The sequence below is a fragment of the Amycolatopsis sacchari genome, assembly GCF_900114035.1.
In the GTDB taxonomy this organism is placed as follows: domain Bacteria; phylum Actinomycetota; class Actinomycetes; order Mycobacteriales; family Pseudonocardiaceae; genus Amycolatopsis_E; species Amycolatopsis_E sacchari.
Genome location: NZ_FORP01000006.1, coordinates 251,765 through 269,627, shown reverse-complemented (window position 1 = coordinate 269,627; position 17,863 = coordinate 251,765). Strand labels below are relative to the sequence as shown.

At 71.6% G+C, this 17,863-nt stretch carries 18 protein-coding genes and 1 pseudogene; 11 read left to right on the top strand and 8 right to left on the bottom strand.

The genetic code is table 11. From position 1 onward, the window contains the following. The first annotated feature begins 71 nt into the window (after positions 1–71). Genes BMZ92_RS13470 through BMZ92_RS13460 form a run of 3 tightly spaced genes read left to right on the top strand, consistent with a single transcriptional unit; the run spans position 72 to position 2,913 of the window. On the top strand, positions 72–1,475 hold the full coding sequence (locus BMZ92_RS13470) for an MFS transporter (RefSeq protein WP_091506856.1): 1,404 nt from the start codon (positions 72–74) through the stop codon (positions 1,473–1,475). A 54-nt stretch (positions 1,476–1,529) separates the two neighbouring features. After that, a complete protein-coding gene (locus BMZ92_RS13465; protein ID WP_091506854.1) occupies positions 1,530–2,048 on the top strand; it encodes an RNA polymerase sigma factor in 519 nt (172 codons plus the stop codon). Beyond that, the gene (locus BMZ92_RS13460) at positions 2,041–2,913 is read left to right on the top strand and encodes a VOC family protein (protein ID WP_091506851.1); all 873 of its coding nucleotides are present in this window, start codon (positions 2,041–2,043) and stop codon (positions 2,911–2,913) included. The genes BMZ92_RS13465 and BMZ92_RS13460 overlap by 8 nt, the downstream gene beginning before the upstream one ends. On the opposite strand, the pseudogene BMZ92_RS13455 reads toward BMZ92_RS13460, so the two are convergent. After that, positions 2,910–4,204, bottom strand: a pseudogene (locus BMZ92_RS13455) (UDP-glucose dehydrogenase family protein). The gene BMZ92_RS13460 and the pseudogene BMZ92_RS13455 sit on opposite strands and share 4 nt — an antisense overlap. A gap of 149 nt (positions 4,205–4,353) precedes the next feature. Between BMZ92_RS13455 and BMZ92_RS13450 the strand changes: the two are divergent. The 3 genes from BMZ92_RS13450 to BMZ92_RS13440 are packed head-to-tail and all read left to right on the top strand — an operon-like array spanning position 4,354 to position 6,379. Then, on the top strand, positions 4,354–5,112 hold the full coding sequence (locus BMZ92_RS13450) for an SDR family NAD(P)-dependent oxidoreductase (protein WP_091506848.1): 759 nt from the start codon (positions 4,354–4,356) through the stop codon (positions 5,110–5,112). Between the two features lie 14 nt (positions 5,113–5,126). Beyond that, a complete protein-coding gene (locus BMZ92_RS13445) occupies positions 5,127–5,924 on the top strand; it encodes a thymidylate synthase (protein ID WP_091506845.1) in 798 nt (265 codons plus the stop codon). Next, the gene (locus tag BMZ92_RS13440) at positions 5,921–6,379 is read left to right on the top strand and encodes a dihydrofolate reductase (protein ID WP_091506843.1); all 459 of its coding nucleotides are present in this window, start codon (positions 5,921–5,923) and stop codon (positions 6,377–6,379) included. The genes BMZ92_RS13445 and BMZ92_RS13440 overlap by 4 nt, the downstream gene beginning before the upstream one ends. On the opposite strand, the gene BMZ92_RS13435 is transcribed toward BMZ92_RS13440, so the two are convergent. Next, positions 6,376–8,010, bottom strand: coding sequence for a TM0106 family RecB-like putative nuclease (locus tag BMZ92_RS13435; protein WP_177228672.1), 1,635 nt, complete (start codon positions 8,008–8,010; stop codon positions 6,376–6,378). The genes BMZ92_RS13440 and BMZ92_RS13435 overlap by 4 nt on opposite strands. Before the next feature lie 119 nt (positions 8,011–8,129). On the opposite strand from BMZ92_RS13435, the gene BMZ92_RS13430 reads away from it, so the two are divergent. Beyond that, positions 8,130–8,591, top strand: coding sequence for a DUF6474 family protein (locus BMZ92_RS13430; RefSeq protein ID WP_091506838.1), 462 nt, complete (start codon positions 8,130–8,132; stop codon positions 8,589–8,591). On the opposite strand, the gene BMZ92_RS13425 is transcribed toward BMZ92_RS13430, so the two are convergent. The 4 genes from BMZ92_RS13425 to BMZ92_RS13410 are packed head-to-tail and all read right to left on the bottom strand — an operon-like array spanning position 8,584 to position 12,137. Further along, positions 8,584–9,546, bottom strand: coding sequence for a glycine betaine ABC transporter substrate-binding protein (locus BMZ92_RS13425; RefSeq protein WP_091506836.1), 963 nt, complete (start codon positions 9,544–9,546; stop codon positions 8,584–8,586). The genes BMZ92_RS13430 and BMZ92_RS13425 overlap by 8 nt on opposite strands. After that, a complete protein-coding gene (locus BMZ92_RS13420) occupies positions 9,543–10,319 on the bottom strand; it encodes an ABC transporter permease (protein WP_091506834.1) in 777 nt (258 codons plus the stop codon). The genes BMZ92_RS13425 and BMZ92_RS13420 overlap by 4 nt, the downstream gene beginning before the upstream one ends. Next, the gene (locus BMZ92_RS13415; protein ID WP_425425804.1) at positions 10,316–11,497 is read right to left on the bottom strand and encodes an ABC transporter ATP-binding protein; all 1,182 of its coding nucleotides are present in this window, start codon (positions 11,495–11,497) and stop codon (positions 10,316–10,318) included. Before BMZ92_RS13415 ends, BMZ92_RS13420 begins: the two co-directional genes overlap by 4 nt. Continuing rightward, positions 11,490–12,137, bottom strand: coding sequence for an ABC transporter permease (locus tag BMZ92_RS13410; RefSeq protein WP_091506832.1), 648 nt, complete (start codon positions 12,135–12,137; stop codon positions 11,490–11,492). The genes BMZ92_RS13415 and BMZ92_RS13410 overlap by 8 nt, the downstream gene beginning before the upstream one ends. Before the next feature lie 257 nt (positions 12,138–12,394). Between BMZ92_RS13410 and BMZ92_RS13405 the strand changes: the two genes are divergently transcribed. From BMZ92_RS13405 to BMZ92_RS13390, 4 genes are all read left to right on the top strand, one after another. Next, the gene (locus BMZ92_RS13405) at positions 12,395–12,913 is read left to right on the top strand and encodes a hypothetical protein (protein ID WP_091506829.1); all 519 of its coding nucleotides are present in this window, start codon (positions 12,395–12,397) and stop codon (positions 12,911–12,913) included. A 70-nt stretch (positions 12,914–12,983) separates the two neighbouring features. Further along, positions 12,984–13,721 carry a YcnI family copper-binding membrane protein gene (locus BMZ92_RS13400; protein ID WP_091506827.1) on the top strand — a complete coding sequence of 246 codons (738 nt, stop codon included), beginning with the start codon at positions 12,984–12,986 and terminating at the stop codon, positions 13,719–13,721. After that, entirely contained in the window at positions 13,722–14,258 is a 537-nt protein-coding gene (locus tag BMZ92_RS13395) for a copper resistance CopC family protein (protein WP_091506824.1), read from the top strand. It abuts the gene before it with no gap. Further along, on the top strand, positions 14,255–15,277 hold the full coding sequence (locus BMZ92_RS13390; protein WP_091506821.1) for a copper resistance D family protein: 1,023 nt from the start codon (positions 14,255–14,257) through the stop codon (positions 15,275–15,277). Before BMZ92_RS13395 ends, BMZ92_RS13390 begins: the two co-directional genes overlap by 4 nt. A 155-nt stretch (positions 15,278–15,432) precedes the next feature. Here BMZ92_RS13390 and BMZ92_RS13385 read toward each other — a convergent pair whose 3' ends face one another. Both BMZ92_RS13385 and BMZ92_RS13380 read right to left on the bottom strand, forming a co-directional pair. Further along, positions 15,433–16,335, bottom strand: coding sequence for a phosphotransferase enzyme family protein (locus BMZ92_RS13385; protein ID WP_091506820.1), 903 nt, complete (start codon positions 16,333–16,335; stop codon positions 15,433–15,435). Positions 16,336–16,363: 28 nt separating this feature from the next. Continuing rightward, a complete protein-coding gene (locus BMZ92_RS13380; protein WP_091506817.1) occupies positions 16,364–17,746 on the bottom strand; it encodes a helix-turn-helix transcriptional regulator in 1,383 nt (460 codons plus the stop codon). Between the last annotated feature and the right edge of the window lie 117 nt (positions 17,747–17,863).

Below are 17,863 nucleotides of genomic sequence, written 5' to 3'. Positions count from 1 at the left end.
TACCAGGTGGTGCGGATACCTGGATAACCACGCTCTGGTACCACGATCCGCGGCGGCCGACCGTGGGTTCCATGACGACTGTTCTGCCACTCGCGGCGCCCGGGACCCGGACGCTGTCGCGAGCCGGGCTGGCGACCGTGCTGCTCGGCGCGGCGCTGGCCCCCATCGACCTGTTCATCGTCAACGTCGCACTGCCCACCATCGACGCCGACCTGCACGCCTCCACCGCGACACTGGAGTGGATCGTCGCCGGGTACGGCATCGCGTTCGCGCTGCTGCTCGTCGTCGGCGGCCGCCTGGGGGACGCCTTCGGCCGCCGCAGGATGTTCATCGCCGGGCTCTCCGCGTTCACCCTGCTGTCACTGGTCTGCGGGATCGCCCCGGACGCCACCACCCTCGTGCTCGCCAGGGCGGCGCAGGGCGCGGCCGCGGCGATGCTGGTGCCGCAGGTGCTGTCGATCATCCAGGCCACCACCACCGGCGAGCACCGGGCCCGCACGCTCGGCTACTACGGCGCGACCGGGGGCATCGCCATGGTCGTCGGGCAGCTGCTCGGCGGCGTCCTCGTGTCGGCGGACCTCGGCGGCTCGGGCTGGCGGCCGATCTTCCTGGTGAACGTGCCGATCGGCGTGCTCGGCGTCGTGCTGGCGCGCCGCACCCTGCCGGAGACCCGCGCCGAACACCCGATGCCGGTGGACCGCGCCGGGACCGCGCTCCTCGGCACCGCACTGCTGGCGCTGCTGATCCCGCTGATGGAGGGCCGCGCGCTCGGCTGGCCCGTGTGGTGCTGGGTGCTGCTCGCCCTGTCGCCGGTCGCGGCGGCCGCTTTCGTCGCCGTCGAACGCCGGGTAGAGGCGGCGGGTGGCGTACCGCTGCTGCCGATGTCGCTGCTGCGCACCCCGACCATGCGGCGCGGGCTCGGCATCGCGGCACCGTTCTTCGTCGGCTTCGGCGGTTTCCTGTTCGTCTACGCGCTGACCCTGCAGGACGGTCTGCACCTCGGGCCGCTGGAGTCCGGGCTCGCGCTCACCCCGCTCGCGGTCGCGTTCCTCGGCGCGTCCCTGCTCAGCAGCAGGCTCGTGGCCCGGCTCGGGCACCGGGTGGTCGTGCTCGGCGCGAGCACGCAGCTGCTCGGCCTGCTGACGCTGGTCACCACGGTGCTGCTGGCCTGGCCGGACGTGAACGCGCTCGCCCTCGTGCCCGGCACCCTGCTGTGCGGCATCGGGCAGGGCCTGACCGCGCCGACGATGTTCCGCGTCATCCTGTCGCGCGTGCCCGCCTCCAGCGCGGGCGTCGGCAGCGGGATGCTCACCACCACGCAGCAGACGTGCCTCGCGCTCGGCGTCGCCCTGCTGGGCACGCTGTTCTCCGCCTTCGACTTCGAACGCGGGCTGGTCACGGTGACGCTGGTGCAGGCGCTGCTGGTCGCCGGGATCGCGTTCGCGGCGCGGCGGCTGCCCGATCCGCGCGGCTGAAAAAAGTCCGGTTCGGGGCGTCGGAAAACCCCGGCGCCGGACGACGATGGGGATGTGAGCGAACCGCGGGTGAGACCGGACCCGGCCTTCGCGCTGCTCGACGTGTACGAGGAGGCGCTGCCGGAGGTGTACGGCTACCTGCTGTCCCGCTGCGGGAACCGGGCGGTCGCCGAGGAGCTGACGTCGGAGACGTTCCTCGGCGCCGTGTCCGCCTGCCGCACCCCGGGAGCGCCGCCGGTGAGCACCCGGTGGCTGATCGGGGTGGCCCGGCACAAGCTGGTCGACCACTGGCGGCGCCGGGAGCGGGAGGAACGCGGGCTGCGGCTGGTGCACGAGACCGAGGCCGTCGACCCCTGGGATTCCGAGGTCGATGCCTTGCTGGCCCGGGAGGTGCTCGCCGAACTCGGCGGGCACCACCGCGCGGCGCTGACGTTGCGGTACCTCGACGGGCTGCCGGTCCCCGAGGTCGCGCGCCTGCTCGGACGCACGGTGCACGCGACGGAAGCACTGCTGGTGCGGGCGAAAGCCGCGTTCCGCGCCGCCTACCGGGGGAAGGAGGGCCGCCATGACTGACCCGTTCGACGCCCTCCGCGAGCCGGTGCGCCCGGCCGAGCCCGATCCGCGGTTCGCCGCCGAACTACGCGAGAGGTTGCAGCGTGCCGTTCTGAACGGAGGAGACATGACCACGACCGAAGCGCCCGCGGAAGCGCGGCTGCACTCCCTGACCCCGTACCTCGCCGTGTCCGACGCCCGTCGCGCGCTCGACTTCTACGTCGAGGTGTTCGGCGCGACCCGCCGCGCGGAGCCGATCGTCATGCCGGACGGCCGCATCGGGCACGCGGAACTGGCCATCGGCGACTCGGTGCTGATGCTCGCCGAGGAGTTCGAGGACATCGGCCACGTCGCGGCGCCCGGTGGCGCGTCCGTCCGCGTCGAAGTGTCCGATGTGGAGGATTGCGTGCGCAGGGCGGTGGACCGGGGCGCGGAGGTGCTGCGCCCGGTCGCCGACACCGGGCACGGGCTGAGCGGCGCGATCCGCGACCCGTTCGGCCAGCGGTGGCTCGTCGCGCAGGCCCCGGTCCGGACGCCGCAGGGCACGCGCCCGCGGCACGGGGAAGCCGGGTACTTCACGTTCCAGGTGCCCGACGACGAGGCGGCCAAGGCGTTCTACGGCGGCGTGCTCGGCTGGCAGTTCGCGCCGGGCCGCGTCGAAGGTGGTTGGAACGTCGAAGGTTCCGGGCTTTTCGGCGGTCTGTGGGGCGGACCGGGGCGCCAGGTCGGCTGGAAGCTCATGTACGCGGTCGACGACCTGGACGCCGCACTCGCCCGCGTCCGCGAACTGGGCGGCCAGGCCGGTGAAGTGGAGCGTCAGCCGTACGGGCTGTCCGCGGACTGCGTGGACAACCAGGGCATCGAGTTCTGGCTCTGGCAGCCCTAACCGGCGAGGGCGCGGGCGCGCGGCCTGCCGAGGCCCAGCCACGACAGGCCCGCCGCCAGCACCGAGCGCGGGTCGAGCAGGTTGCGGGTGTCGACGACGGAGTCGCCGTGCATCAGCTCCGCCACGTAGTTCCAGTCGAGCCTGCGGAACTCGTCCCACTCGGTCAGCACGACGAGCGCGTCCGCGCCCTTCGCCGTCTGGTACGGGTCGTCCACCACCCGCATGCCGGGCAGCTCGCCGCCGACCGCGGGGTCGTAAGCGGTCACCTCGGCTCCGTGGGCGGCGAGCATCGCGGTCACCGACAGCGCGGGCGAGTCCCGCAGATCGCTGGTGCCCGCCTTGAACGCCAGCCCCAGCACCCCGATCCGCGCGCCCGCCAGGGTGCCGACGGTGCCCGCGATCTTCGCGACGATCCGGTCCCGCTGGGCGATGTTCTCCTGGATCGCCGCGGACAGCAGCGAGAAGTCGAACCCGACGGATTCGGCGACCTGCACGAGCGCGTGGGTGTCCTTCGGCAGGCACGAGCCGCCCCAGCCGGGGCCGGGCTTGAGGAACGAGCGGCCGATGCGGCGGTCGTAGCCCATGCCCTCGGTCACCGACTCGATGTCGGCGCCCAGCCGCTCGCACAGCTCGGCGATCGCGTTGACGTAGGACAGTTTCATGGCGAGGAAGCAGTTCGCCGCGTACTTCACCAGTTCGGCGCTGGCGGCGTCGGTCACGACGCTCGGCGCGGCCAGGTCGGCGTAGAGCCCGGCCACCCACTGCGCGGCGGCCTCGTCGTCCGCGCCCACGACGATCCGGTCCGGGTTGAGGAAGTCGGCGACCGCGGTGCCCTCGCGCAGGAACTCGGGGTTCGCCACGACCGGCACGTCCGGGCGGCCGAGGAGGGCGCGGATGCGCTGCGCGTCCCGACGGGCACGGTCGACTTGGTGATCACGGCGCAGCCCGGCGGCAGCGAGCCCGCGATCTCGTCGATCACCGCCTCCACCGCACGCAGGTCGGCGGCCCCGCCGGCACCCATCGGCGTCGGCACGCAGAGGAACACGGCCTCGGCGTCGGCGACCGCCTGCCGCGATCCGACGACGAAGGTGAGCCGTCCGGCCGCCAGCCCGCGCGCGACCAGCTCCTCCAGTCCGGGTTCGAGGATGTCCACCCGGCCGGCCGCGAGTCTCGCGACCTTCACGGCGTCCACGTCCACGCAGGTGACCTGGTGGCCGAGGCTCGCCAGGCAAGCTCCCGTGGTGAGGCCTACGTATCCGGTGCCGATGACGACGATCCGAGCTGAGCCCATGCTGCGAAGGTCGCATCCGGAGTTGACGCCCGTGCTAACGCCGGTGGTCGTGGCCGAATACTCCGCGCGACGGTGAGGAGGACCACCAGGCGGCGATGCGAACGACCGTTAACCTGAGGGCCTGGCAGTGTGGCGAGGAAGGGAACGACATGCGGATCACGGACACGGCGGCGATCGTCACCGGCGGGGCTTCCGGACTCGGCGGTGCGACGGCGAAGGCGCTGGCGGAGCGGGGCGCGCGGGTCTTCGCGTTCGACCTCCCGGCGGGGATCGAGAAGGCGCCCGAGGTCGACGGCGTGACCTACGTCGGCACCGACGTCACCGACCCCGAGCAGGTGAAGGCCGCCGTCGAGCAGGCCGCGGGGGCGGGCGTCCCGCTGCGCACCGTCGTCAACTGCGCGGGCATCGGCCCGTCGGCCCGCATCCTGTCCCGCAAGGGCACGCACGACCTCGGCCTGTTCAAGAAGGTCATCGAGGTCAACCTGATCGGCACGTTCAACGTCATCACGCTGGCCGCCGAGGCGATCGCCCAGACCGAACCCCTGGAGCACGACGCCCGCGGCGTCATCATCAACACCGCGTCCGTGGCGGCGTTCGACGGGCAGATCGGGCAGGTGGCGTACTCGGCGTCGAAGGGCGGTGTGGTCGGGCTGACCCTGCCCGCGGCCCGCGACCTCGCCTCGCAGGGCATCCGCGTCATGACGATCGCGCCGGGCATCGTGGACACCCCGATGCTGGCGACGGTGAGCGAGGAGTTCCGCGCGGGGCTGGCGGCGGGCGTGCCGTTCCCGAAGCGCCTCGCGCGCCCGGACGAGTACGCGCAGCTCGCCCTGTCCATCATCGACCACGACTACCTCAACGGCGAGGTCATCCGCATGGACGGCTCGTTGCGGATGGCGCCGCGGTAGTTAGGCTCGCGGGCATGCCGGATACGCAGTACGAAGACCTGCTCCGCCGCGTGCTCGACACTGGTGCACGGAAGGCCGACCGCACCGGGACGGGTACGCGGTCGGTCTTCGGGCACCAGCTGCGGTACCGGCTGTCCGACGGCTTCCCGCTCATCACGACGAAGAAGGTGCACTTCCGCTCGGTCGCGTACGAGCTGCTGTGGTTCCTGCGTGGTGACTCGAACATCGGCTGGCTGCGGGACAACGGCGTCACGATCTGGGACGAGTGGGCGGCGCCGGACGGCGAGCTGGGCCCGGTCTACGGCGTGCAGTGGCGTTCGTGGCCCACGCCGGACGGCGGGCACGTCGACCAGATCTCCGAGGTGCTGCGGACGCTGCGCGAGAACCCGGATTCGCGGCGGATCATCGTGTCCGCGTGGAACGTCGCCGACATCCCGCGGATGGCACTGCCGCCGTGCCACGCGTTCTTCCAGTTCTACGTCGCCGACGGCGAGCTGTCCTGCCAGCTGTACCAGCGCAGCGCCGACCTGTTCCTCGGCGTGCCGTTCAACATCGCCAGTTACGCGCTGCTGACGCACATGATCGCCGAACAGGTGGGCCTGCGCGCGGGTGACTTCATCTGGACCGGCGGCGACTGCCACATCTACGACAACCACGTCGAGCAGGTGCGGACGCAGCTCGCCCGCGAGGCGCGCCCGTTCCCCACGCTGCGGCTGAAGCCGGCGGACAGCCTGTTCGACTACACCTACGAGCACATCACGATCGACGGCTACGACCCGCATCCCGCCATCAAGGCGCCGGTGGCGGTGTGATCGGGCTGGTCTGGGCGCAGTCGGCGAACGGGGTCATCGGCCGGGACGGCGCGCTGCCGTGGCACCTGCCCGAGGACCTCAAGCACTTCCGCACGCTGACCGCGGGCGCCGCCGTGGTGATGGGCCGCCGGACGTGGGAGTCGCTGCCGCCGCGGTTCCGGCCGCTGCCGGGCAGGCGCAACCTCGTGCTGTCGCGTACCCCGCAGGAGGGCGTGGAGACGTTCCCCGACCTGCCCCGGGCGTTCGCGGCGGTGACCGGCGACGTGTGGGTGATCGGCGGCGCTGCGGTGTACCGGGCGGCACTGCCGTTCGCGGACCGGATCGTGGTCACCGAACTCCAGGAGCACTTCGACGGCGACACGCACGCGCCGGACGTCGGGCGCGCGCCGGACTCCGCCGGGGAGTGGCAGGAGTCGGTGACCGGCCTGCACTACCGGTTCCTCACCTGGGGCTAGAGGTCTCCCATGTACGGGATCGCGTTGGCGGGGCCGGACATCCAGTCACGCAGGACGCGGGTGGCCTGGACGTCGTCCTCGTTGTAGCGGAGGAGGCGCTCGCGCTGGGTGTCATCCGGGACGCCACCGTCCATGCCCACCGCGTCGCGGTACCAGCGCATCGACGCCTCGCCGCCCGCCTCCGGGTCACGCCACGTGAAGCCGGCCACCGGGGCGATCACCTTGAGCCCCTTGCCCCGGGCGCACAGGAACTGGTCGGTCACCCCGCGGAACAGGTCCACCCACTCGTCCGAGTCCACAAAGGACTGGACCTCGCGGCGCGACGGGATACCGGGGCGGCCCGCGAAGCGCTCGACCGAGCCGAAGAGCCAGCGGTTCTCCGCCAGCGCGTTGTAGCAGTACGCCCGGAACGTCAGCCCCGCCGCGAGCGTGCGCTCCCGCACCTCGCGCAGCCACGCCCAGAACTCCGCGAACGAGCGCGCTTCATCCACAGTGGGCAGTGGGTCCCACGTCGCGAACGCCCGGTACCCCTGCGGCACGCCGATGTCCACGCCGGACAGCAGGCACCCCCACAGGTACGCCCCGGACTCGCCGAAGCTCTCCATGTCCACGTCGACCTCGACGTCCCCGCGCGGCACCGTCACCTCCGGCACGCGGCGCACGACCGTCAGGTCCGCCAGCCACGCCCTGGCCAGCGCTACGGCGTCCCCGAACGGGCCGGACGTCCACGCGACCGGCGGTTCGTCGGCCGGGTCCAGCGCCGCCAGCTTGTCCACAGTGGAGACACCCGCGCGGCGCAGTTCCATCGCGTCCTCACCGCGGACCACGAGGCTCACGTCCCGCTCCGCCCGCAGTCGCGCCTCGCACGTCGGCCACCACGGGCACGTGCGGCACTCCAGCACCCGCGACGGCTCCGCCAGCTCGGGTTCGCCGTTCGCCGCCGCGAGCGCGACGGCCACCCGGTCGGCGAAGCGGCTGTCGTACTCCGTGAGCGCGCTGCGGCCGCCCGGCCACGTCGGCGCCGCCAGGTCGTGCCACAGCACCACGTCGGCGTCCAGCCCGATGACCCCGCCCAGCGGCCGGTGCGCCGCCCTGCCCAGCGTCTGCAGCATCCGGCGCAGGTGGGCCAGGCGCAGCTGGTCACGGGCGTGCGAACGGACCTTGCGCTCCTCGTCGACGACCGCGCGCCCCGGATCGAGCACCGTCGGCGGGGTGGTGACCGCGCCCGTGCCCGGATCGGTGACGCGGTGGCGCACCACGAGCACCGGCAGGTACCCGCCGTCGGAACGCACCAGCAGCTCCGCGCCGCCCCGGCGGTGACCCTCGCGGTCCGGCGGCAGCAGCGCCCCCCAGATGAACTCGGCCTCGTCGGCCAGCGCCCGCTCGGTGACGCGCACCCGGTCCTCGGCGGGAAGATCACGCGGCACCGTCACCCAGCCGGCCCCGGGAACGGCCTCCACCAGGCGCTTCCTGATCACCTCGCGATGCGCGGCGGCGTCGGCGATGCGCTGCTCGGCGGCCGGATCGGGCGGCGCCAGCGGCACACCGCGCATCGCCGGATCGGCTTCGAGGTGCACGCGACGCCGGCAACGGCTCACCGCTCCGGCATCCAGCAGCACCTCTGTTTCCACGTGAACCACTGTAGAAGCACCCACCGACAGAAAGGTCCGGACGTCCGTTATGCAGTAGGGCCAGCCGCTTCCCCACCGCCACCCTCAACGGAGGCGCTCCGCGCCGCTACATTTACCCAATGAGCCGCAAGAAGGACTCCGTCGAGAAGGGCCTCACACCGAAGAGGGCCCGCAACGCCGTCTCCGTGGCCAAGGTCGTGGTACCGGCGGTGGCACCGGTGCTCGCGCCGGTCGCCATCAAGGTGGCGGCCGCCGTGCGCGAGGGCTACGACCGGTACCAGGCCCGGCGCATCGGGGTGCCCGTCGAGCGCTTGCCGGAGTTCACCGGCCGCGGCGCCGGCCTGCTCGCGCGCATCGCCGGGGTGTCCGACGCGCTCGCCGACCTCCGCGGTGCCGAGCGCGCGAGCGACGACGACCGGAAGTTCGCCGCCGACGCGCACGCGACGCTGCAGCAGCTCACCGCGGCCGTCCGCGCGGCGGAGCGGATGCCCGCGTCCCGCCGCAAGGCCGCGCACCAGGCGGTGGCGAAGGAGCTGGAGCGGCTGGAGACCGAAATCCTTCGCCGCCTCGGCCTTACTTGATAAAGCCCTTCGACACCATCCAGTCGCGCGCGACCTCACCGGCGTCCCTGCCGTCCACGTCGACCTGCTTGCACAGCTCGACCATCTGCTTGTTGTCCATCGCCTTGCCGACGGGCACCAGCACGTCGGCCAGCGCGGGATGCGCCTGGAGGAACGACTTCTTCATCGTCACCGCGGCGTTGTACTGCGGGAAGAACTTCTTGTCGTCGTCCAGCACCCGGAGGTTCAGCCCGGCGATCCGGCCGTCCGTCGTGAAGATCTCGCCGAAGTTGCAGGTGTTGTTCGCCACCGCGGAGTAGATCGCCCCGGTGCCGAACGTCTTGACCGTCGTGGTCGGGAACCCGTAGGTCTTCGTGACGCCCGGCATGCCGTCCTGCCTGCTGGCGAACTCCGTCTCCACGCAGAACACCGCCTGGTCCGGGTGCTCCTTGAGGAACGCCGTCATGTCCGAATTGGTCTTGAGGTTGTGCTCGGCCGCGTAGGCCTCACGCGCGCCGAAGGCGTAGGTGTCGTTGAGCGGCGAGTAGTCCAGCCAGGTGATGCCGAACTGCTGCTCGTCGGCCGCCTTGACCGCGTCGTACTGGCGTTGCTCGTCCGGGATCGGCTGCGTGTTGCCCTGGTAGGAGATCCAGCCGGTGCCGGTGTACTCCCACGACAGGTCGATCTGCCCGTTGAGCAGTGCCTGCCGCGCGCTGTTCGACCCGCTGATGTTGGTCAGGTCGATGACGTTCGCCCCGGCCGCGGACAGCGCCAGCTCGGCCAGGTAGCCGAGGATGATGTTCTCGGTGAAGTCCTTCGAGCCGACCGTCACGGTCAGCCCCTCCAGGCTCGGCACCGGGCGGATCGTGCCGGGTTTCACGTCGTAGGGCAGTGCGGCGTTGACGTTCAGCCCGCACGCCGTGAGCGACGACGCGAGCAGGACCGCGCCGAACAACGCCTTCAGCCGGTGCTTCACTTGAGCCCCCTCGGTCCGAAAACCTCCTCCAGCACCGCGCCCACCCAGTCGACCAGCAGCGCGAGCCCGACCGCGAGGACCGCACCGGTGATGAGCACGGGGATCCGGTTGAGCTTGTAACCGGTGTCGATGAGTTCGCCGAGCCCGCCACCGTTGACGAAGAACGCCAGCGTCGCGGTCCCGACGGCCAGCACGAGCGACGTGCGCAGCCCGGCGAGGATCAGCGGCACCGCGAGCGGCATCTCGATGCGCCACAGCACCCCCGCGCCGGACATCCCGATGCCGCGGCCGGCGTCGGTGAGCGCCGGGTCGACGGCCTCGATGCCGACGATCGTGTTGCGCAGCACCGGGAGCAGCGAGTAGAAGGCCAGCGGCAGCACCGCGCACCAGAAGCCTTCCCAGTTGGTCCACAGGAAGAACAACACGATCATGCCGAGCGCGGGCGCGGCCTGGCCGATGTTGGCGATGGTCAGGAACACCGGTGCGACGCGGCGCGCCCAGCCACGGGTGAGCAGCATGCCGAGCGGCACCGCGACCCCGACGACGATCGCCGCCACGGCGACGGTGATCAGCAGGTGCCGCCACGTGTCGGCGAGCAGCGTGGAGAGGTTGAGGTTCTCCGCCTCGATCGCGTCGTTGTCGCGGGTGAGCGCCCAGGCGAGCACGGCACCGACGATGAGCACGACGGCGACCGGCTGGGCGATGAACCGCCCGCGTTCCGCGCGGCGCGAGCCCGACTCGGTGGAGAAACCGCTTTCTACGGTCGTGGTCATGACTCGGTGTGCTCCTCGCGCAGCCGCTGGATCTCCGCCATCACCGTGTCCATCTCGATCATCCCGGCGTACTCGCCGCGCTGACCGGTCACCGGCACCGCGCCCCCCTCGACGAGCATGGCTTCCAGCGCGTCCTGCAGGGTGGACTGGAGGCTGACCGAGTCACCGAGCGGTTTGCCGGCCGTGGCCAGCGAGGAGGCGTTCCGCAGGTCACGCACGTGGACCCAGCGCAACGGGCGCCGCCGCTGGTCGAGCACCAGCGCGTACTTCTCGTTCTGCTCGGTGAGCTTCCGGTGCAGGTCGGCCGGCGCGTCGGCGACGCTCGCGGTCACCGTGCTCTGCCGCAGCTCCACATCGCGGACGCGCAGCAGGGTCAGCTGCTTCAGCGAGGCGCCGGCCCCGACGAAGCCGGCGACCGTGTCGTCGGCGGGGTTGGCCAGGATCGCGTCCGGCGTGTCGTACTGCAGGATCTTCGACTGCGGGCCGAGCACCGCGATCTTGTCGCCGAGCTTGACCGCCTCGTCGAAGTCGTGCGTGACGAACACGATGGTCTTGTGCAGTTCGGACTGCAGGCGCAGCAGCTCGTCCTGCAGGTTGCCGCGCGTGATCGGGTCCACCGCGCCGAACGGCTCGTCCATCAGCAGCACCGGCGGGTCCGCGGCGAGCGCCCGCGCCACGCCGACGCGTTGCTGCTGACCGCCGGAGAGCTGGCGCGGGTAGCGGTCGCGGAACTGCGCCGGGTCGAGCCCGACCAGGTCCAGCATCTCCTCGACCCGGTCGTTGACCTTCTTCTTGTCCCAGCCCAGCAGCCCCGGTACGACGGCGATGTTCTGCGCGACGGTGAAGTGCGGGAACAGCCCCGCCTGCTGGATCGCGTAGCCGACCTTGCGGCGCAGGCGGTCGGGGTTGAGCTTCAGCGCGTCCTCGCCGCCGATGGTGATCTTCCCCGACGTCGGCTCGATGAGCCGGTTGATCATCCGCATCGTCGTGGTCTTGCCGCAGCCGGACGGCCCCACGAGGATCACGATCTTGCCGGCCGGGATGGTCATCGTGACGTCGTCGACGGCGGGCTGCCGCGAACCGGGGTACCGCTTCGTGACGTGCTCGAGCTGGATTTCGACGCCGGAGACGGCGTTCTCCGCCGCGGCGGACGACGGACTGGCGATCGTTTCAGACACGGACACCCCTCGGAACGGTGAAACGGGCGATGAGGACGTAGATGCCGTCGAGGATCAGCGCCAGCACGACGACCCCGATCGTGCCGGTCAGCGCCTGGTTGGTGGCGTTGGCGCTGCCCGCGCGCGTGAGCCCGGAGAACACCTCCGACCCCAGGCCCGGCCCCTTGGCGTAGGCGGCGATCACCGCGATGCCCATCAGCATCTGCGTGGCCACGCGCATCCCGGCGAGGATCGCGGGCCACGCCAGCCGCAGCTCGACGCGGGTCAGCACGCGCAGGCGGTTCATGCCGATGCCGCGTGCCGCGTCGGTCACCGCGGGGTCCACTCCGGACAGTCCCACGATGGTGTTGCGCACGATCGGCAGCAGCGCGTACACGACGAGCGGGATGACGCTGGGCGCCACACCCAGGCCCACGACGGGGATGAGCAGGCCGATGAGCGCGAAGGACGGGATCGTGAGGATCGTGCTCGCGAGCGCCGTGGCGAGGGCCGAGCCGATGGGGCTGCGGTACACCGCCACGCCGATCAGCACCCCGAGCACCGCGGCGACGACGGTCGCCTGGACGACCTCGCTCACGTGCAGCCAGGCCTGCAGCGACAGTCTGCTCCACCGGTCCGCGATGTAGTCGAACAGGTTCACGCGGGGCGGCCTCCCTCCGGTTTGTCACTCTTTCGGCGTAGCGAAGGAGCCGGTTCTTGGCTTGATCACCGTTCCTCATTCCTCGGTGATCAGCAACTTCCCGCCCTGGTCAGCACCGCGCGTGTCACCCACAAGGACGACGGCTGACCAGGGAAGACAACAGTTGTGCACAATTTTTCCGGGATGTACCCAAACGTTGGGTTCACCACACGGCACGGGCTTACCGCGGCTTTGCGACGGTCTCCTACGCTGGGCCGGTGAACAGGCCCCGGGCACGACACGGCGCGTCGCGCGTCGCGCGCGGAGCGCTGCTCGCCCTCTCCTCGGCGGGGCTCGCGATCACCGCGCACGCCCTCGCCGACGGCGGCCTGCCCGACACCGCGCTCACGCTCCTGCTGACCGCGCTGATCGGCTGGATCGGCTCGGCGCTGGCCGAACGGACCCGCGGGCCGCTCGGCGTGCTCGCCGTCCTCGGGACAGCGCAGCTCGCCATGCACCTCGTGCTCACCGGGCTGATGGACCACGGCACCGCCACACCGGGCATGTACCTCGCGCACGCCGTGGCCACCGCGCTCACGGCCGGGCTGCTCTCGCACGCCGAGTCGATGCTGCGGGTCGGCGTCGCCCGGCTGTGGCTGCTGCTGCCCGTGGTGTGGCACCCGGCGCCGGTCGCCGCGGGCCCGGTGCCGGTGCCCGTTCCCGCGCCGGACGTGCCGCTCGTCTCGGTGCTGCTGCGGCGGGTGCACGGGCGGCGCGGCCCGCCCGCCCGCTCCTGAACCCCTGTCACCTCACCGGCGTGTCACCCGCACGCCGGATCCCTTCGTCATGTTCAGGAGCGAACACCCCATGTCCCACCACCGCGCACTGCGCGCGACCGTGCTGGCGACCGCCTTCGGCGCCGCTGGCCTGCTCGGCGCCGGCATCGCGTCGGCGCACGTCACCGCCAACATCTACGGCGCCGAACCCCAGAAGGGCGGCAGCGGCGCCATCGTGTTCCGCGTGCCCAACGAGGAGGCCGACGCGGGCACCACCAAGGTCGAGATCGACATCAAGCCCGAGTACGGGATCAGCTCGGTGCGGTACAAGCCCGTCCCGGGCTGGACCGCCGAGGTGGTCAAGACCACGCTGCCCACGCCCGTGAAGGACGGGAAGAACCTCGACGTGACCGAGCCGGTCACCAAGGTCGTGTTCACCGCACAGCCGGGTTCGGGCATCGCCAAGGGCGAGAGCCAGTTCCAGGAGTTCGAGATCACCGCGTACTCGCTGCCGTCCAACGTGGACGAGCTGGTCCTGCCCGCGATCCAGACCTACGACAACGGTCAGGTCGTGAACTGGGACCAGGTCGAGGCCCCGGGCGGCGAGGAGCCGGAACACCCCGCGCCGACCGTCCACCTGGCGGCGGCGTCCTCGGGCGACGGGCACGACGCGCACACCGCGAGCACCTCGACCACGGGTGAGGCGGCGAGCACCACGTCGGCCGACACCACCGCCCGCTGGCTCGGCGGCGCGGGGCTCGTGGTCGGTGCCCTCGGGCTCGGCGCCGGCGCCGGTGCCGTGCTGCGGAGCCGCAGGACGGCGAAGTAGATGCGCAAGGCACTGACCGTGCTGGTGGTGGCGGTGGCGGCGCTGGTCGCCACCGCCACCCCGGCGCTCGCCCACAACGTGCTGATCTCGACGGACCCGGCGAAGGGCGCCGCGCTCGACACCGGGCCCGCGAGGATCACGCTCACCTTCGACGCACCGGTCCAGGGCGGCGACATCAACCAGGTGTCGGTGCTGGGCCCGGACCGCTCGCAGTGGGCGGAAGGCACGGTGGAGATCAACAGCAATGTCGTGAGCGCACCGGTGCGGCCGCTCGGCCCGGCCGGGACGTACACCGTCGGCTACCGGATCCTGTCCGCGGACGGGCACCCGGTGGAGGGCGAGTACACGTTCACCCTCACCAAGGCCGGTAACGGCACCCCGGCGACCGCCGGTGCCGCGACCGGAGCCGCGCAGCAGTCCGACGACGGCTCGGGCGGCAGCGGGGTCCCGGTGTGGGTGTGGATCCTCGGCGCGGTCGTGTTGCTGGCGATCGGGCTGACCCTGGCGCTCAGGACGGGTCGGGAGAAGACGCAGTGAGCAAGACCGAGACCACCTCGCCCACGCGGTACTCCACCGCCGTCGCGACGGTCGCCGCCGCGCTGGCCGGTGTGCTCGTCGGCGTCGCGCTGACGGCCACCGGCCCGGTGCCGGGCGTCACGGACGCGGGCGCGGTGGTCTCGGTCGCCATCCCCGTCGTCCGCGTGCTGCTCGACCTCGCGGCCGTGGCGACCGTCGGGCTCGGCCTGCTGTCGGTGCTGGTCGGGTACGACCGGCCGAAGCTCACCGAACCCGTGCTCGCGCTGGCCCGGCCCGCCGCGGTGGCGAGCGCACTGGTCTGGGCCACCGCGGCGATCGTCACCCTGCTGCTGCAGACCGTGGAGTTCCGCCCTCGCTCGAAGACGGTGTCCTTCGGCGACATCGCCGCCTACGTGGGGCAGATCGGCGCGGGCAAGGCGCTGCTCGTCGTCGCGGGGCTCGCACTGGCCCACGCGGGGCTCGGCGTGCTCACGCTGCGGCACGGCGAGAAGGTGCCCGCCGAGGTGCGGGTGGGGCTCGCGTTGTTCGCCCTGCTGCCGCTGCCGGTCACCGGGCACGCGGCGAACTGGAACTACCACGACTACACGATGATCTCGATGGAGCTGCACGTCATGAGCGCCGTCGCCTGGACCGGCGGGCTCGGCGCGATGGTCGTGCTGCTCGTCGGCACCCGGACGCTGCTCGCGCACGCGCTGCCCCGGTTCTCCAGGCTGGCGACACTGTGCCTGGCGTTGACCGTGGTCACCGGACTGTTCAACGCCGCCGTCGAGATCCTGCTGAACCCGACGATCGGGTTCTTCCCCGCGTTGTTCACCACGGCCTACGGGCAGCTGGTGCTGCTGAAGGTGGTGTGCGCGGTGGCCATCGGCGTGCTGGCGGCGAACCTGCGGTGGCGGCTGATGCCCCGGATCGTCCGGCACGAGCGGACGGCGCTGGCTTCGTGGGCGAGCCTGGAGCTCGTCGTCATGGGGCTGGCCTTCGGCTTCGCCGTCGTGCTGACCCGGGCGCCCGTCTCATAACACCCTGTAGCCGCAATTTGCAAGCGGGGAGTAGCAACTCGCCCGATCAGGGTGACTAGTCGAGCCGAATTTATTACTCAATGCACGTGCATTTGCACAAACGACGAGCGGTCCCCTGTCAGCGGCGAATGTCACCGAACGGTCTCGATCTGCGGCTAGCGGTAACGCGCCCAGGGATCGGCCATGCGCCCGGCCCGCAGGTCGTCCAGCCGGCGCCGCAGCTCCGCCCGCACCTGGGGGTGGCTGCGCAGGATCGGCAGCACGCTCGTCGTCAGCTTCAGCTCCCGCGCCGCCCTGAGCACCGGAAACCCGTCCCAGGCGGCCACGTCGAAGCCGTAGACGTCGGCCAGCATCCGGTACCGGCCCGCCGGGTCCCCGAACCGCTCACGGCCCACCGCGAGCGGCGTCAGGTCCCACTCGCGCGGCCCGTGGGTCGTCGAGTCGAAGTCGCACAGCACCGGCCCGTCCGGCCCCACGATCACGTTGCCCGGGTGCGCGTCGCCGTGGATCAGGCCGCTGGGCAGCGGGAACTCCAGCTCGCCGAGCGCCGCTTCGACCTCGGCGCAGCGCCGCAGCAGGAACCGCCGGTCGCCCGGGTCCAGCTCCTCCGCGTCGGCCACCCGCGCCCGCACGTCGGCGAGCGGCGCCCACTCGCCCACGCCGTCGGGCACGGGCAGCTCGTGCACGCGCCGCAGCAGCAGCGCGAGGTCCTTCGCGGACGCCCTGCGCGCGGCAGGCGGCACGTACTCCCAGGCCGTGACGAGGTGCTCGCCCACGACGAGCGGCTGCTCGACACCCGGCAGCAGGCGGATCGCCGGCACCCCGTGCCGTTCGAAGTGCCGCGCCACGGTCACCACCCGGGAGACCCGGTGCCGCAGCGCGCGGGAGCCGACGATGCGCAGCACGACGGGTGCGCTCGCCAGCCGGTAGACGGCGTTGTTGGTGAACCGCAGCAGCCGGGCACCGCTCGGGTCGAGCCCGAGCAGCCCGGCCGCCGCGGTCAGCGCACCGGCCAGCTTTTCCCTGGTGAAACGGCCATCGAGAGTCGCGGTAGGCATGGTCGTGCACCCACCTTTCGCGGCAGGTTCAGGCGGCGAAGAAGATGCCCAGCCGCTCGGCGAGGTCGCGCGCGTCCGGGTTGTTCTTCCGCTTCTCCGCCTCTTCCTTGAGCGGCTGCATGCGGTCCCGCACGCGGGCGGACTTCAGGCCCTCGGCCGCTTCGAGCGCGGCCCGCCCGACGCGGGCGCCGTGGTCGATGTCGCCCTCGAGCAGGTGGTTGGTCGCCAGCGCGCTCAGGTTGAAGGTCTTGCTGCGCTGCATGTCCTCGCCATAGGCATCGACTGCCCTGGTCAGCGCCGGTATCGCGTACTTCGTGTGCTTGAGGTCCACGCTGCGCGCCAGCACCGTGTGCACGGTGCCGATCATCGCGTAGACGTCGGTCTCGTTGAAGAACTTCACCCAGTCCTCGGCCTCGGCGAGGTTCGCGCGGGCGAACTCGTCCTTGGCGAGGCCCAGCAGCTTCAGCGCCTGGTCCTCGTTCTCCATCATCGCGTAGGCCCACGCCTGGTTGGCCGCGAGCACGGCGATGGCCAGCTCCGAACCCGACTCCTGCGCCGCGATCTGCCCCAGCTGGAACAGCTTCAGCGCGTCGTTCGGGGCGTCCTGGTGCAGGTAGACGCGGCCCATCCGGTACAGGATGTTGGCCACCAGCGGGTTGTTGTCGCCCTGTTTCGCCAGCTCCAGCGCGTTCGCGAAGTGGCCGCGGGCCGAGTCCATCAGGCCCGTGTCGAACGACGTCCAGCCGGCCAGGCTGTGCAGGTCGGCCAGCGCCACGAACAGTCTCGACTTCACCGGGGTCGTCGCCGAGGAGTCCAGCATCTGCTGCCCCCACGACAGCTGCGCCACCACGGCGTCCCGGCAGAACCCGCCGCCGTACTGGTAATCGAGTGCCCGCAGCGCCCTCGTCGCTGCCTCCACCTGGCGCACGTCGGTCATGCCGATGTGGCCCGGCGCCGGCGTCCTCGCGGGAGCCGCCCCCCAGGCCTGCGGGGACGATCCGAAGACCGCCGCCCCCATCGTGACCTGGGCGGCATGCGCGAGGAAGTTCCGCCGTTTCACGGACTCGTCCTCCTCAGCCTGCTGCTCGTCGGCCGCGCCGACGACCTGAATCTCGGTGGCCTCGTCGTAGGCGAGGCCCATGTATCCACGGGGGACGCCCAGTCCGTCCGCGATCCTGGCCAGCACGTCGTAGGCCATGACCTGCCGTCCCTTGAGGATCTCCGAGACCTCGGACTGCGACTGTCCGGTGAGGGCGGCGATCTGGCGCTGGGAGATGCCCTCCTTGCGGAGGTTGCGGTAGACCGCGCTGATCTCGCGCGCGGCCAGCGCTTCGCGCATCTCCCGCTTCTCCCAGACATCAGCGCTGATCGGGTGGCCCTGCCGGGCGTCCCCAGTGCTACTGGCGTCCATTGCGCCCCCTCACCGTTCACGTCGGGCGTCGATTCGCAGCGTAGGCATTCTCATTCAACCGCGCGAAAGCCACTTTGCCGAGTCTGATCAGCCCGGCCGAACTCTCCTGACCGTTCA